This is a genomic window from uncultured Zoogloea sp. (genome assembly GCF_937894855.1).
In the GTDB taxonomy this organism is placed as follows: domain Bacteria; phylum Pseudomonadota; class Gammaproteobacteria; order Burkholderiales; family Rhodocyclaceae; genus Zoogloea; species Zoogloea oryzae.
In genome coordinates, this window is sequence record NZ_CALAYQ010000175.1 from 1 (window position 1) to 12,649 (window position 12,649).

Below are 12,649 nucleotides of genomic sequence, written 5' to 3' on the forward strand. Positions count from 1 at the left end.
ACAACCGAGCAATGGCAACTGCACATCAGCGATAGACGAACAGGTCAGACCGACCCGCAGGGAACCTGACTAACCCAATGGCGGATCAACAAGACGGGCGGCTGATCCCCGCTCGCCGGACACCGCCGACGTAGGATCAAGGCTTGCGGGTGCGGTTAATCGCATGGCCCCGGGCGAGACCCGATCAAGGCCGATTAGAGAGAGGCAGTCTGTCTGTCCGATCCATCGCGTGTGTGCACGAGTCTGGAAGGGAACGAAGGAAAGAAAAACCGGCCTGGCGGCCGGTCATTGGAAAACGGTGCTTGACGGGGAAGTCCTTAGAGTCGGGTTAGCGCAGCGTAACCCGACACCCGGCCCTCGCCCCCACCACACCAAGACCGCATCAACCCTGAGCGCGCTTGATGCACCCTGCCAGCGCGGCATCCATCGTGGCCAGATGGGTGTCGAACCACGCGGGCAGGCCCTGCACGTACTGCCGGGCCAGCCCGAGCCGGCCGGCGGCCACGCCGCGGGCGAAGTGGGCGAGTTCGCCCAGCACGCGCAGGTGTTCGCTGTTGTGCTCGCCGATGGCCGGGAAGCGGCTGGCCTTCATCAGCCGCTCCTCGTTCTCGAAGTGCTGCCGGGTGTGCACCTGCAGGCGGGCGAAGAGCGCCGGGAAATCAGCGTCCGATGCCGCCAGCAGCGCGTCGGCCATCTCGATGAATTCCCGGTGGGTGGCGTCCATCTCGGCCACCCCCAGGACATGCCCTTCGGCCCAGGGCATCAGACCGCCCCGTGGGTCTCGCGCTTGGCGTTGTTGGTGGTCTTGAGGGCCTCGTCGACGCTCAGCTCGGGGTACTTGAACTTGTGGCCCTTGAAGGCGTTGAACACCGTGAGCACCTTGTCGGCGGCGCCCTGGCCCTTGAAGTCGCCCTTCTCGAGCGCCACCAGGTCGATCAGTTCGTTCCAGCACAGGCCTTCGGTGAGCGGGATGAAGGCCACGGTGGCGCCATTGATCACCGAGACGAAGGGCTTGGGAATGTTGACGGTGAACATCACCGCCACCGTGCTCGGGTTCAGGCCGCTGCCGAACTTCTCCATCAGCGACGGCCAGTGCTGGAGTTCTTCCAGCGAGCCGGACAGCAGCTTCAGTTCATCCCCCTGGCCCAGCACGATGGCCTGCTTGAACAGCGCGACCGGCGGCTTGCGGCGCCCTTGTTCGTCGGCCACTTCACCTTCGATCACGATGAGCTCGCCCCGATAGGCTTCCCAGCCGGCTTCGCTGGCCGCTTCGCGGAAATTGGAATTGAAGAAGTAGGGTTCGTAACGGTCGAGCAGCATGGTGGTTTTCTCCGGATGGATGCAAAAGAAACAGGTCAGGCGGGCTGGGCCGCGCCGATGAATTCAAAGACGTCGGATTCGATGATCTCGAGGCCGATGCGGGCGCAGAAGCGGCGCTCCTTGGCGGTGGGTTCGGCAATGAACACCCAGCCGGCCGGCTTGGCGGCCGAGAAGATCATGTCGGCCATCACCATGCGCTCGGTGTCGCGGTTGAGGCGCATGCCCATCAGCAGGTATTGCTTGCCCTGGCGCAGCAGCTTGATCTCGGGCGGAATCGAGAAGCCGCCCATCAGCTCGGTGATGAAATCCACGTAGTCGGCGTCGGAGGCGATGTACACCGGCTCCGGGCGCGGCGTGCCCATGGGCTTGAAGAGCACCGGCAGGCTGGTGTCGATGGATTCGACGCGGCTGTAGGCCTGGCCGTCCCAGCGGTAGAGCTTGTAGCGGTAGTCGGTGCCGCCGATGCGGGCGATGCCGACGATCAGGGTGTGGGGCGCGTCGGCGTAGGAATCCTGCAGCTGGGTGTCGCGGTTGATGTCGATGACGTAGGGCGGGGCGATGTCCTTCAGCCAGTCGTGGAAGGCGCCGCGGGTCCAGGCGGTCTCGCCGTAGGTGCGGGTGAGGAACTTGGTGACGGCCGTGCGGCCGCGCTTGAGCTCCACGTTCATCGCCGCGCGGGGGAACTCGTACATGAGCTTGGGCGCCATGGGCTTGCCGTCGTTCATGGCGTAGATCAGCGAATCGCTGTCGGCGGGGATGGGGGCGCCGGTGGCGGCGTTCTTCACGTCGGCCAGCACGCCGGGGCCGATATAGGGAACGATGCTGCCGTCGGTGATGCCGGCGATCAGTTTGGCGCGAAGTTCGGGTGTCATGGTTGGGCTCGCAAGTGGGGTATGCAGCCCTTACTGCAATTTCCACGCCCGCTTGCGCACCCAGCAACGGCGGGGCCCCTGATCCGACGAAAAACGCCATTGTCGACTTTGCGACAGGCGGCTTTGTCGGCTCTGCATTGTCCGATCTCACCCCAGCGCGAGCACGCTTTGACAGGGGCCGCCTGGCCGAGGATCATCGCGCCACCGCCCACCACCCAGCCCGCTCGTCATGCCCTTCACTCCAGACATCCATGCCGTCGGGCTCGTCATCACCCTCGCCCTCTTCGTGGGCAGCGTGGCCGCGCCGATCCGGGTGGTGCAGGCGTTGCGCGGCACGCTGGGCCGCCGGCTGGGGGTGTCGGATGCCGGCCGGCGCAGGGCGGCGCGCTTCTTCTACTGGGCCTTTCCGTTCTGGCTGGGGCTTTTGTGGGCCTTCCTCAACATCAACGTGCTGGGCAGCTGCAACGGCGATACCTGCATCGGCTATTCGCTGCTGGCGTTTCCGTTTCCCTTTCTGTATGGGATTGGCGAGCTGGTGCTGCTGAGTGAACGGCAGCCGCGAGCCGACCGCTAGAAGGTGGACAGCACCACCGACGACACGCCGCCGATCACCAGGAATTCATCCTCCCCCTGCAGGGCGCCGGGCAGCAGCCCGCAGTAGAAGAGCACCTTGGTGAGCGGCACCTCCACCGACAGGATGTAGTCGCCGAACTCGCAGGCGCGGTCGCGGCTGCAGGTGAAGGAGTTGAGGTTGTTGAGCAGCACCACGTGCTCGCCGCCGGCGCCTTTCTCCAGCACCTCGTGGTCGGCCAGCCGATTGACGCCCCGGTACAGCGTGACGTGGCGGCTGGTGCCGTGGCGCCGCGCCAGTTCGAACTGGCAATACGTGTACAGCAGGTCGAGCTGGGCCTCGAGGGCGTTGGTGCCGTACAGGCCCTGGGCGCGCATCTCGGTGTAGCGGCGGTAGGCGTCGCCGGACGGATCGCGCAGGGCCTCCCGGTGGTAGCGCGGCGTGAGCCCGAAACGGGATTCGACCCAGCCCTTCAGGACGGCCCCTTCCCCGCGGTCCGAATCAAAACTCCACCCCCGGATCACCTTGATGTAGTTGGCCTTAGCCCGCGCATTGTTGCGGCCGGTGAGGCCCACTTCCTCCGGCCATTCGAGCCGGAAGCGCACCGTCATGTAGTCGCGGAAGACGTCCGGACGATCGGCGTCGGAGGCGGCTTCGAGGCGGCGGAAGAGATCGGGGTGGAGTTCGGCGATGCCGTCGAGGAGCAGCGGCGCCGGATGGCGCTGGTAGGCGAGGCTGCCGAGGATGACTGCCGGGAGGTTGCAGCGGTTGATGGGCAGACGGGCGTCGCGGGGGAGTGTCGCCTTGTCATCACCCCTACAAGACGTGGGGGATTTGTCGCATCCGTACATTCCACCCACAACCGGGCCTTTTTGACTTTTTTCTGATGTATCAAACACTTGGGTTCTGTCAGCCGACCTGGCACGCAACATGCTGAAGTGGAGGTGCGACTCTCACTGCTTCATTTTCAAATCGACTGACAGATCAAGGAGATTACACCATGGCAAAACTGCGTCAATGCGCCATCTACGGCAAGGGCGGGATCGGCAAGTCCACCACCACCCAGAACCTCGTCGCCGCGCTGGCCGAATCCGGCAAGAAGGTGATGATCGTCGGCTGCGACCCGAAGGCTGACTCCACCCGTCTGATCCTGCACAGCAAGGCCCAGACCACCGTGATGCACCTGGCTGCCGAAGCCGGTTCCGTCGAGGATCTCGAGCTCGAGGACGTCCTGTCCGTCGGTTTTGGCGGCGTCAAGTGCGTTGAGTCCGGTGGCCCGGAACCCGGCGTCGGCTGCGCTGGCCGCGGCGTCATCACCGCCATCAACTTCCTTGAAGAAGAAGGCGCCTACGACGAAGACCTCGACTTCGTGTTCTACGACGTGCTGGGCGACGTGGTCTGCGGTGGCTTCGCCATGCCGATCCGCGAGAACAAGGCTCAGGAAATCTACATCGTCTGCTCCGGCGAAATGATGGCCATGTACGCGGCCAACAACATCTCCAAGGGCATCGTGAAGTACGCCAACTCCGGTGGCGTGCGTCTGGCCGGCCTGATCTGCAACAGCCGTAACACCGACCGCGAAGACGAACTGATCATGGCCCTGGCCGCCCGCCTCGGCACCACCATGATCCACTTCGTGCCCCGTGACAACGCCGTGCAGCACGCCGAGATCCGTCGTATGACCGTCATCGAATACGACCCGAAGCACAAGCAGGCCGACGAATACCGTCAGCTGGCGATGAAGATCAACAACAACACCAACTTCGTCATCCCGACCCCGATCGAGATGGAAGAGCTGGAAGACCTGCTGATGGAGTTCGGCATCATGGAAGCGGAAGACGAGTCGATCGTCGGCAAGACCGCTGCCGAGCTGGCCGCCGACGCCGCTGCCGCCGCCTAAGCATCGCAAGACCGGCGGGGGCTCCGGCGCCCGCCAACTTCAACCAGTACGTCGGCTACAGATTGGTGGCGGCGTCAGGAGGAAAAAATGACGACTCTGTCTCGCGAAGAAACCGATGCCCTCATCGCCGAGGTGCTTGAGGTTTATCCGGAAAAAGCCCAGAAGGACCGCAAGAAGCACCTGGCGGTCAACGACCAGACCATCGAGCAGTCCAAGAAGTGCATCACCTCGAACCGCAAGTCGCTGCCCGGCGTGATGACCATCCGCGGCTGTGCCTACGCCGGTTCCAAGGGTGTGGTGTGGGGTCCGATCAAGGACATGATCCACATCTCCCACGGCCCCGTCGGCTGCGGCCAGTACTCCCGCGCCGGTCGCCGCAACTACTACGTCGGCACCACCGGTGTTGATTCCTTCGGCACGATGAACTTCACCTCCGACTTCCAGGAGAAGGACATCGTCTTCGGCGGCGACAAGAAACTCGCCAAGCTGATCGAGGAGATCGAACAGCTCTTCCCGCTGCACCGCGGCATCTCGGTTCAGTCCGAATGCCCGATCGGCCTGATCGGCGACGACATCGAGTCGGTCTCCAAGAAGGCGGCCGCCGCCATCGAGAAGCCCGTCGTACCGGTGCGCTGCGAAGGCTTCCGCGGCGTTTCGCAATCCCTCGGCCACCACATCGCCAACGACGCGATCCGTGACTGGGTGCTCGACAAGCGTGACGGCGCTGCGTACGAAGGCACGCCCTACGACGTGGCCATCATCGGCGACTACAACATCGGCGGTGACGCCTGGGCGACCCGCATCCTCCTCGAGGAGATGGGCCTGCGCGTCGTGGCCCAGTGGTCCGGCGACGGCACCCTGGCCGAGATGATGAACACCCCGAAGGTCAAGCTGAACCTGCTCCACTGCTACCGCTCGATGAACTACATCAGCCGGCACATGGAAGAGAAGTACGGCATTCCTTACCTGGAATACAACTTCTTCGGCCCGACCAAGATCATCGAATCCCTGCGCAAGATTGCGGCCTTCTTCGACGATTCCGTCAAGGAAAAGACCGAAGCCGTCATCGCCCGCTACCAGCCGATGATGGACGAGATCATCGCCAAGTACAAACCGCGCCTGCAGGGCAAGAAGGTGATGCTCTACGTCGGCGGCCTGCGTCCGCGCCACGTGATCGGCGCCTACGAAGACCTCGGCATGGAAGTCATCGGTACCGGCTACGAATTCGCCCACAACGACGACTACGACCGCACGATCAAGGAGATGGGCGACGCCACCCTGCTCTACGACGACGTCACCGGCTTCGAGCTCGAAGAGTTCGTCAAGCGCCTGAAGCCCGACATGGTCGGCTCCGGCATCAAGGAAAAGTACATCTTCCAGAAGATGGGCATCCCGCTGCGCCAGATGCACTCCTGGGACTACTCCGGCCCCTACCACGGCTACGACGGTTTCGCGATCTTCGCTCGCGACATGGACATCGCCCTGTCCAACCCGACCTTCAAGAACCTGACGCCCCCGTGGAAGAAGGTCGTCGAGGACGAAGCCAAGAAGGCTGCCTGAGTTTCCAGGAACCCGGGAAAGGCCGCCCGGCGGCGGATGATTGCGGACAAGACGTCCTTCACCCGACCCCGGCCGGCTGGCCCCACACCCCTCTCAAGCTTGCGCCGGGACCCGCGGATGTGCGGGCCAGGCAAGGAGAATGCAAATGCAAACCGCAGACAACATCAAGCCCTGCTACCCCCTCTTCCGGGACGATGACTACAAGAAGAACCTCGCCGAAAAGCGCCAGAAGTTCGAGGAAGGTCACGCCCCCGACAAGGTGTTCGAAACCTTCATGTGGACGACCACCCAGGAGTACCAGGACCTCAACTTCAAGCGCGAAGCCCTGACCGTCGATCCGGCCAAGGCCTGCCAGCCCCTGGGCGCCGTGCTGTGTGCCTCCGGCTTCCACAAGACCCTGCCCTACGTGCATGGCTCGCAAGGCTGCGTGGCCTACTTCCGCACCTACTTCAACCGCCACTTCAAGGAACCGTGCTCCTGCGTGTCGGATTCCATGACCGAAGACGCAGCCGTGTTCGGCGGCCAGAAGAACATGTTCGACGGCCTGGAAAACGCCAAGGCCATCTACAAGCCGGACATGATCGCCGTCTCCACCACCTGCATGGCCGAAGTCATCGGTGACGACCTGAACGCCTTCATCAACAACTCGAAGAAGGCCGGCCACATTCCCCAGGACTACCCGGTTCCCTTCGCCCACACCCCGTCCTTCGTCGGCTCCCACACCACCGGCTGGGACAACATGGAAGAAGGCATCCTGCGCTACTTCACGCTCAACAGCATGGAAGGCAAGGTCGTCGGCAGCAACGGCAAGGTCAACATCGTGCCGGGCTTCGAAACCTACCTGGGCAACTACCGTGTCGTGAAGCGCATGCTCACCGAGATGGGCGTCAGCTACACGATGCTCTCCGATCCGAGCGAAGTCTTCGATACCCCGGCCGACGGCGAATTCCGCATGTACTCCGGCGGCACCACGATGGACGAAGTCCGCGACGCCCCGAACGGCATCACCACCCTGCTGCTGCAGCCGGCCCAGCTGGAAAAGACCAAGAAGTTCGTCGAAAACACCTGGAAGCACGACATTCCGAAGCTCAACATCCCGATGGGCGTGGAATGGACCGACGAGTTCCTGATGAAGGTCTCGGAAGTCACCGGCAAGCCGATCCCCGCCTCCCTGGAACTCGAGCGCGGCCGCTGCATGGACTTGGTCTCCGACAGCCACGCCTGGCTGCACGGCAAGAAGTTCGCCCTCTACGGTGACCCGGACTTCGTGCTGGGCATGGTCAAGATCCTGCTGGAAGTGGGCGCCGAACCGACCCACATCCTGTCCCACAACGCCAACAAGCGCTGGGGCAAGCAGGTCGAGAAGCTGCTGGCCTCCAGCCCCTTCGGCGTGAATGGCAAGGTGTATGTCGGCAACGACCTGTGGCACATGCGCAGCCTGTGCTTCACCGACAAGCCGGACTTCCTGATCGGCAACTCCTACGGCAAGTACATCCAGCGCGACACCCGCTACAAGGGTGAAGAGTTCGAAGTTCCGCTGATCCGCATCGGCTTCCCGATCTTCGACCGTCACCACATGCACCGCGCCACCACCCTCGGCTACGAAGGGATGATGTCTGTGGTCACCCAACTGACGAACGCGGTCCTTGAGCAGCTCGACAAGGAAACCATCGGCATGGGCACCACCGACTACAACTTCGACCTGGTGCGCTGATCCGGACTACCGGCGGGGGCAGATCACCGCGCCCGCCGGTCCGCAGGAGAGTTACATGGCCAATATCATGATCCGGCAGGCCGAAAGCGGTGGCTTGACCTTCTACCTTCCGAAGCGCGATCTGGAAGCCTCCATCGAGTCCATCGAATTCGACACCCCCGAAAAATGGGGCGGCGAACTGAAACTAGACAACGGCGGCTCCTACTACATCGACCCGATCGCGAAGCCCCCCCGTCTGCCCATTTCCCTGCGCGCCAAGCGCCTTGGCGCGGCTGAAGACTGAAGGAGAATCATCATGGCAATGAAGATCGATCCCGACATGTGCACCGCCTGCGGCGACTGCAAGCCGGTGTGCCCCACCAAGTCGATCAGTTCCGGCAAGGTCTTCTACAAGATCGACGCCGCCACCTGCACCGAATGTGACGGCCACAACGACTCGCCCCTGTGCGTCGATGTCTGCCCGTCCGGCTGCATCAGCCCGGCCTGAGGCACGCGCCCCAAAGCACGAGCCTTGAGCCGAGCGCCGGTCGCCCCCACGGGATGTCCGGCGCTCCACTGAAGACCCGTCCTGGATCCTGGAGCCCATCATGTCCGCCTCGCCTATTGCATCCCGGGAAGCCGCCCTGCGCATCGCGCTGGCTGCCCGCGCCCTTGACGGCCTCGACGTCAAGGCCCTCGTCGGCGCCCTGCTGGAGAAGCTCGAGCCCCCGCTCACCGAAGCCAAGCTCGCCAAGCTCACCGTCGAGGATCTGCGCGCCATCCTGGCCGGCGACTTTGCCGAGCAGGGCTGCCACGTGGGGGTCGATAACGAGACGCTCAAGGAGGCAGTGCGCCTGCTGTGGGGCCAGGGCGTCGAGCACGCCGACTTCCCGGTGGTCGAGGCCTACACCGACGGCGACATGCCCGGCTCGATCCGCGTCGCCGTGGCCGCCAACCGGGGCGAGAACCTCGACGGCCACTTCGGATCGTGCGACCGCTTCCTGATCTACCAGGTCGGCCAGGAGGCGATCCGCCTCATCGACGTGCGCAGCACCGCCGAGGCCGATGGCGCGGAAGACAAGAACGCCTCCCGCTCGGCCCTCATCAACGACTGCCAGCTCGTGTACGTCCAGTCCATCGGTGGCCCGGCGGCCGCCAAGGTGGTGCGCGCCGGCGTGCATCCGGTCAAGAAACCCACCGGCGGCCCGGCCCGCGAGGCGCTGGTCGAGCTCCAGGGCCGCCTCGCCAGCCCGCCGCCGTGGCTGGCCCAGATCATGGGCGTGCGGTCCGCGTCCCTCGCCCGCTTCGAGGAGGGCATCGAGACCGGGGAGGCGCTGTGATCACCGCCGACCAGCTCGCCGCGATCGGCGAAGCCGTGAGCACCGCCGGCACCGCCGACGCCCTGCGCAAGGCCTTCCCCGGCGTGCATTTCACCGAATGCAGCGCCGATGACGTGTCGCCCCGCTACAAGGTTGCCCTCAGCGTGACCGGCTACGACCTGTACCTGGTGAGCGGTGCCTCGGGCCACTGCCTCGAATTCACCAGCGACCTGGCCAGCGCCACCGGCATCGTGATCGCCGCACAGGTGGACGATGAGTGACAAGACCAGGGCCGACGCCGGCTACGGCAAGCTGGGCCTGTGCTCGGGCTGCGGGTATTTCCCCGACTACCTGAACAGCCACCGCTGCACGCCCGGCGACGCCTGCATCCGCGCCCACAGCGGACGGCAGATCGACCGCTTCCTGCGCACCAACCCGGACGAAGCCCACCTCTATCTGGCCGACATCTTCTGGGAACGCCGGGCCATTGCTGCCCGTTACGCGCCGGAAGAACTGATCACGCCGCTGCAGCGCGACAACGACGAAGTCGTCCGCCGGGTGGTCGCCTCGCGGATTCCCCTCGACCAGCTCGCCACCATGAGCCGCGACCCGGACCGCGAGGTGCGCCTGTCGGTGGCCTCGCGTCTGCCCGAAGCCCAGCTTGCCACGCTGATCAGCGATCCCGACTACATGATCCGCGCCACCGTCGCCCGACGCCTGCCCCACGGCCAGCTCGCCCGGCTCGCCAAGGATCCCGAGCGGGAAGTGCGCAAGGTGGTCGCCACCCGCCTGCCGCCCTTCGCCCTGCACATGCTCGCCAACGACCCCGAGCCTGAAGTGCGCGCCGTCGTGGCCGAACGTGCCCTGCCCGGCCTCGCCGCGGCCCTGCTGCAAGACCCCGAGTGGTGGGTTCGCCTCGCCGCTGTGAGCAACGCCCCGCTGGAGTTCCTCGAACCCCTGCTCTCCGACCCGGAAGCGGAAATCCGTGACGCCGCCAAGGCCCGACTGGCCGAGGCCAATGCAGCCTGATCCCAAGGACACAACGATGAAAGAGAACCAAGCCTGGTCGGAATACTGCAAGTCTCTCGCCCCGGCCATCGTCGAAGCCTCGGCCAAGGTGCCGGTCAGCGGCGGCCCCGGCGCGCTCATCAAGGCCCTCGGCCAGGCGCTGCCCGACTGGAAGTTCCGCCACGCCATGAGCCGCGGCGGCTGGTATCGGCTGGGAGGTATCGTCTCAGCCGATGGAAAACGGATCAGCGATAACCTGGAACGATGGGTCGAGTCTAACCTGGACGAGCGTGACGGCGACATGGCGCACCTGATCGACGACTTTGCCGGGCAGACGCTCTACGCCACCCGCCTTGTCGGCCAGACCCACTATCTGGTGTCCCACTGCGGCGAAGGGCACGCCGATTTTCTTCAGCTGGAGATCGAAGACCTGCAGGAAATCCGCGCCCACCAGCTCTTCGCCAACGATCCGTCGACCATCGAGGATCTGATCGACCCGCGCACCGGCAACGAGCAGCCCCTGCCGGTGAGCCTGCCCCACTACGCGTTCCGGCGCGTCCAGCACATCGGCAGTTTTCTTCAGCGCATTCGCGCCCAGCGGCCGGAACCCGCGCCCATCCACCGGATGATGGATGACTGGAGTGCGAGCAGCGCAGGGGCCAACAGCACCTTCTCAAACCACTGGGTCGTCGCTACCCGCGAGCATCTGGACCGCTACCACCAGCCGGTGTTCCGCGCCCAACCCATTGCGACACTCGCCGGCACGCCGCCGGAATTCGATGCAGCGCCCGGCACCAGCGGCCTGGCCCTCAACGAGGCGCTGACGCACTTCGACCGGGAGATCGGCTACCCGATGGCCTGGTACTTCCACATGCTGGGCACCAAGGCGGTTCCTCACTGGGTCGCCCAGGTGGTGATCGAAGACACCATCGCCGGCTTTGCCTACCTGCCCCAGCGGGATGTGGAAATCGTCCGCAACTGGCTGCACCGGCCTTACGCCCTGTAAGCGCCGAACCCTGTTCGGCCCACTCCGGCGGCGAGTCTAGCCGCCGGTCCGCCGGGCCGACATCCGCCCGGCCCAGCACGCCGCCACATCCAGCATGCGGTTGGCAAAGCCCCACTCGTTGTCGAACCACACCAGCAGGTTGAGCAGATGGGCGCCGCTCATCTGGGTCTGACCACCGTCGATGATGGCCGAGTGGGGGCTGTGGTTGAAATCGATCGACGCATGGGGCTCGGCGGTATAAGCCATCCGGCCGGACTCCTTCCCGGCAGCGGCTGAACGCAGCAGCGCGTTCACGTCACCAACGCAGGCGGGACGCTGCAGCGTCACCACCAGGTCGATCGCCGACACATTGACCACCGGCACGCGGATCGCCTTCGTCTCGACGCGCCCGGCCAGATCCGGCAGCAGACGCACCACACCACGCGCGAGGCCGGTGGAAACCGGAATCATCGATTGCATCGCGGAGCGCGTGCGATGCAGGTCGGCGTGGTGATAACCATCGATGAGCGGCTGGTCGTTCATCACCGAATGCAACGTCGTCATCAACGCGTGGTCGATCCCGTATGCTTCGTCCAGCAGCGCCAGCACCGGCACGATGGCATTGGTGGTGCACGACGCCGCCGACACGATTCGCTCATCGCCGACGATCAGTCCTTCGTTGTGACCAAAGACGATGGTCTTGTCCACATCGGTCGCGCTGTGCCCGGGGTGGGACAACAGCAGGTGCCGGCAACCGGCCTCAAGAAATGCCTCGAGCTCGTGGCGGTGGGCGTAGCGCCCCGAAGCCTCCACCAGCAGATCCACGCCGAGCGAGCGCCAATCCACACCGTCCGGCGTGCTGGCGTGGAAGACCGGGATATCGACGCCATTGATGCGCAGCGCCTCCCCGGCCACCTCAACCTCCCCTGGGAAACACCCGTGGGTGGAATCGAAACGCGTTAGATACGCCATGCTTTCCAGGTCGGCCGGCTCATTGATCGCCACTACCGAAAAGTGTTCACGCAGCGGCGACACCATCAACGCTCTCAGAAAGCAACGCCCGATGCGTCCATATCCATTGATCGCAATCCGCAAACTCATTTCTCGTCCAGGCTATCCAGCTTCAATGCACACAAGGAGAACGGCAATATGGTCGCCACTAAGCTCGCGGCAACCATCGCGAACACTATATAACAACGCCGAGCCGCATCCGCCGAGGAGGCTGACAATAGGAGAGCGCTTGACTGGATAGCGAGTACCGGACGGCTAACGCCCATCAGAGCCAGAAATCCGTCGGCTGCCGTGCCGGCGTCCTGTTGCGACTTTCTCGCAAGGCTCGTTCCGACCCGTAGTGATTTGGGTATTTCAAAGCGTAACACCCCCTGAGGCATTTTGCCTGAGGGGGTGTTGAATGGTGAGTC

General features: G+C 64.4%; 16 protein-coding genes. 10 read left to right on the plus strand and 6 right to left on the minus strand.

Annotated elements, in window-relative coordinates; genetic code table 11:
- Positions 1-382: 382 nt before the first annotated feature.
- Genes Q0672_RS19475 through Q0672_RS19485 form a run of 3 tightly spaced genes read right to left on the minus strand, consistent with a single transcriptional unit; the run spans position 383 to position 2,192 of the window.
- A complete protein-coding gene (locus Q0672_RS19475; RefSeq protein ID WP_153163566.1) occupies positions 383-763 on the minus strand; it encodes a hemerythrin family protein in 381 nt (126 codons plus the stop codon).
- Positions 763-1,320 carry a hypothetical protein gene (locus Q0672_RS19480; RefSeq protein ID WP_153163567.1) on the minus strand — a complete coding sequence of 186 codons (558 nt, stop codon included), beginning with the start codon at positions 1,318-1,320 and terminating at the stop codon, positions 763-765. Before Q0672_RS19480 ends, Q0672_RS19475 begins: the two co-directional genes overlap by 1 nt.
- Positions 1,321-1,355: 35 nt before the next feature.
- Entirely contained in the window at positions 1,356-2,192 is an 837-nt protein-coding gene (locus Q0672_RS19485; RefSeq protein WP_153163568.1) for an SIR2 family protein, read from the minus strand.
- 229 nt (positions 2,193-2,421) lie between these two features.
- On the opposite strand from Q0672_RS19485, the gene Q0672_RS19490 reads away from it, so the two are divergent.
- Complete coding sequence (locus Q0672_RS19490) at positions 2,422-2,766, plus strand: hypothetical protein (RefSeq protein WP_298624923.1); 345 nt, start codon at positions 2,422-2,424, stop codon at positions 2,764-2,766.
- Here Q0672_RS19490 and Q0672_RS19495 read toward each other — a convergent pair.
- Positions 2,763-3,614: an NAD(+)--dinitrogen-reductase ADP-D-ribosyltransferase gene (locus Q0672_RS19495; protein WP_298624925.1), complete on the minus strand. Its 852-nt coding sequence runs from the start codon at positions 3,612-3,614 to the stop codon at positions 2,763-2,765. The genes Q0672_RS19490 and Q0672_RS19495 overlap by 4 nt on opposite strands.
- A gap of 149 nt (positions 3,615-3,763) precedes the next feature.
- On the opposite strand from Q0672_RS19495, the gene nifH reads away from it, so the two are divergent.
- From nifH to Q0672_RS19540, 9 genes are all read left to right on the plus strand, one after another.
- The gene (gene nifH, locus Q0672_RS19500; protein WP_153163571.1) at positions 3,764-4,663 is read left to right on the plus strand and encodes a nitrogenase iron protein; all 900 of its coding nucleotides are present in this window, start codon (positions 3,764-3,766) and stop codon (positions 4,661-4,663) included.
- An 87-nt stretch (positions 4,664-4,750) separates the two neighbouring features.
- Positions 4,751-6,223: a nitrogenase molybdenum-iron protein alpha chain gene (nifD, locus tag Q0672_RS19505; RefSeq protein ID WP_298624928.1), complete on the plus strand. Its 1,473-nt coding sequence runs from the start codon at positions 4,751-4,753 to the stop codon at positions 6,221-6,223.
- A gap of 145 nt (positions 6,224-6,368) precedes the next feature.
- A complete protein-coding gene (gene nifK, locus Q0672_RS19510; RefSeq protein ID WP_298624930.1) occupies positions 6,369-7,937 on the plus strand; it encodes a nitrogenase molybdenum-iron protein subunit beta in 1,569 nt (522 codons plus the stop codon).
- Positions 7,938-7,992: 55 nt separating this feature from the next.
- The gene (nifT, locus tag Q0672_RS19515) at positions 7,993-8,220 is read left to right on the plus strand and encodes a putative nitrogen fixation protein NifT (protein WP_284187038.1); all 228 of its coding nucleotides are present in this window, start codon (positions 7,993-7,995) and stop codon (positions 8,218-8,220) included.
- Positions 8,221-8,232: 12 nt separating this feature from the next.
- Positions 8,233-8,424 carry a 4Fe-4S binding protein gene (locus Q0672_RS19520; RefSeq protein WP_153163574.1) on the plus strand — a complete coding sequence of 64 codons (192 nt, stop codon included), beginning with the start codon at positions 8,233-8,235 and terminating at the stop codon, positions 8,422-8,424.
- Between the two features lie 100 nt (positions 8,425-8,524).
- Positions 8,525-9,256 carry a dinitrogenase iron-molybdenum cofactor N-terminal domain-containing protein gene (locus Q0672_RS19525; RefSeq protein WP_298624934.1) on the plus strand — a complete coding sequence of 244 codons (732 nt, stop codon included), beginning with the start codon at positions 8,525-8,527 and terminating at the stop codon, positions 9,254-9,256.
- Entirely contained in the window at positions 9,253-9,516 is a 264-nt protein-coding gene (locus Q0672_RS19530) for a DUF6129 family protein (protein WP_298624936.1), read from the plus strand. Before Q0672_RS19525 ends, Q0672_RS19530 begins: the two co-directional genes overlap by 4 nt.
- Positions 9,509-10,264, plus strand: a complete 756-nt coding sequence (locus Q0672_RS19535; protein WP_298624938.1) for a 4Fe4S-binding leucine-rich repeat protein — start codon at positions 9,509-9,511, stop codon at positions 10,262-10,264. The genes Q0672_RS19530 and Q0672_RS19535 overlap by 8 nt, the downstream gene beginning before the upstream one ends.
- A 16-nt stretch (positions 10,265-10,280) precedes the next feature.
- On the plus strand, positions 10,281-11,249 hold the full coding sequence (locus Q0672_RS19540; protein WP_298624940.1) for a hypothetical protein: 969 nt from the start codon (positions 10,281-10,283) through the stop codon (positions 11,247-11,249).
- Positions 11,250-11,285: 36 nt separating this feature from the next.
- Here the strand turns inward: Q0672_RS19540 and Q0672_RS19545 are convergent, their stop codons facing one another.
- Together Q0672_RS19545 and Q0672_RS19550 are read right to left on the minus strand one after the other, a co-directional pair.
- Positions 11,286-12,329, minus strand: a complete 1,044-nt coding sequence (locus Q0672_RS19545) for a glyceraldehyde 3-phosphate dehydrogenase NAD-binding domain-containing protein (RefSeq protein ID WP_298624942.1) — start codon at positions 12,327-12,329, stop codon at positions 11,286-11,288.
- Positions 12,326-12,649 (minus strand): hypothetical protein (locus Q0672_RS19550; RefSeq protein WP_298624944.1); only part of this gene is annotated, 324 nt, incomplete at its 5' end. The genes Q0672_RS19545 and Q0672_RS19550, both read right to left, overlap by 4 nt.

Bases quoted from the DNA above. Each gene is read 5' to 3' on its own strand.
- Q0672_RS19475 (WP_153163566.1), bottom strand. From the start codon at position 763: ATGCCCTGGGCCGAAGGGCATGTCCTGGGGGTGGCCGAGATGGACGCC.
- Q0672_RS19480 (WP_153163567.1), bottom strand. From the start codon at position 1,320: ATGCTGCTCGACCGTTACGAACCCTACTTCTTCAATTCCAATTTCCGC.
- Q0672_RS19485 (WP_153163568.1), bottom strand. From the start codon at position 2,192: ATGACACCCGAACTTCGCGCCAAACTGATCGCCGGCATCACCGACGGC.
- Q0672_RS19490 (WP_298624923.1), top strand. From the start codon at position 2,422: ATGCCCTTCACTCCAGACATCCATGCCGTCGGGCTCGTCATCACCCTC.
- Q0672_RS19495 (WP_298624925.1), bottom strand. From the start codon at position 3,614: ATGTACGGATGCGACAAATCCCCCACGTCTTGTAGGGGTGATGACAAG.
- nifH (WP_153163571.1), top strand. From the start codon at position 3,764: ATGGCAAAACTGCGTCAATGCGCCATCTACGGCAAGGGCGGGATCGGC.
- nifD (WP_298624928.1), top strand. From the start codon at position 4,751: ATGACGACTCTGTCTCGCGAAGAAACCGATGCCCTCATCGCCGAGGTG.
- nifK (WP_298624930.1), top strand. From the start codon at position 6,369: ATGCAAACCGCAGACAACATCAAGCCCTGCTACCCCCTCTTCCGGGAC.
- nifT (WP_284187038.1), top strand. From the start codon at position 7,993: ATGGCCAATATCATGATCCGGCAGGCCGAAAGCGGTGGCTTGACCTTC.
- Q0672_RS19520 (WP_153163574.1), top strand. From the start codon at position 8,233: ATGGCAATGAAGATCGATCCCGACATGTGCACCGCCTGCGGCGACTGC.
- Q0672_RS19525 (WP_298624934.1), top strand. From the start codon at position 8,525: ATGTCCGCCTCGCCTATTGCATCCCGGGAAGCCGCCCTGCGCATCGCG.
- Q0672_RS19535 (WP_298624938.1), top strand. From the start codon at position 9,509: ATGAGTGACAAGACCAGGGCCGACGCCGGCTACGGCAAGCTGGGCCTG.
- Q0672_RS19540 (WP_298624940.1), top strand. From the start codon at position 10,281: ATGAAAGAGAACCAAGCCTGGTCGGAATACTGCAAGTCTCTCGCCCCG.
- Q0672_RS19545 (WP_298624942.1), bottom strand. From the start codon at position 12,329: ATGAGTTTGCGGATTGCGATCAATGGATATGGACGCATCGGGCGTTGC.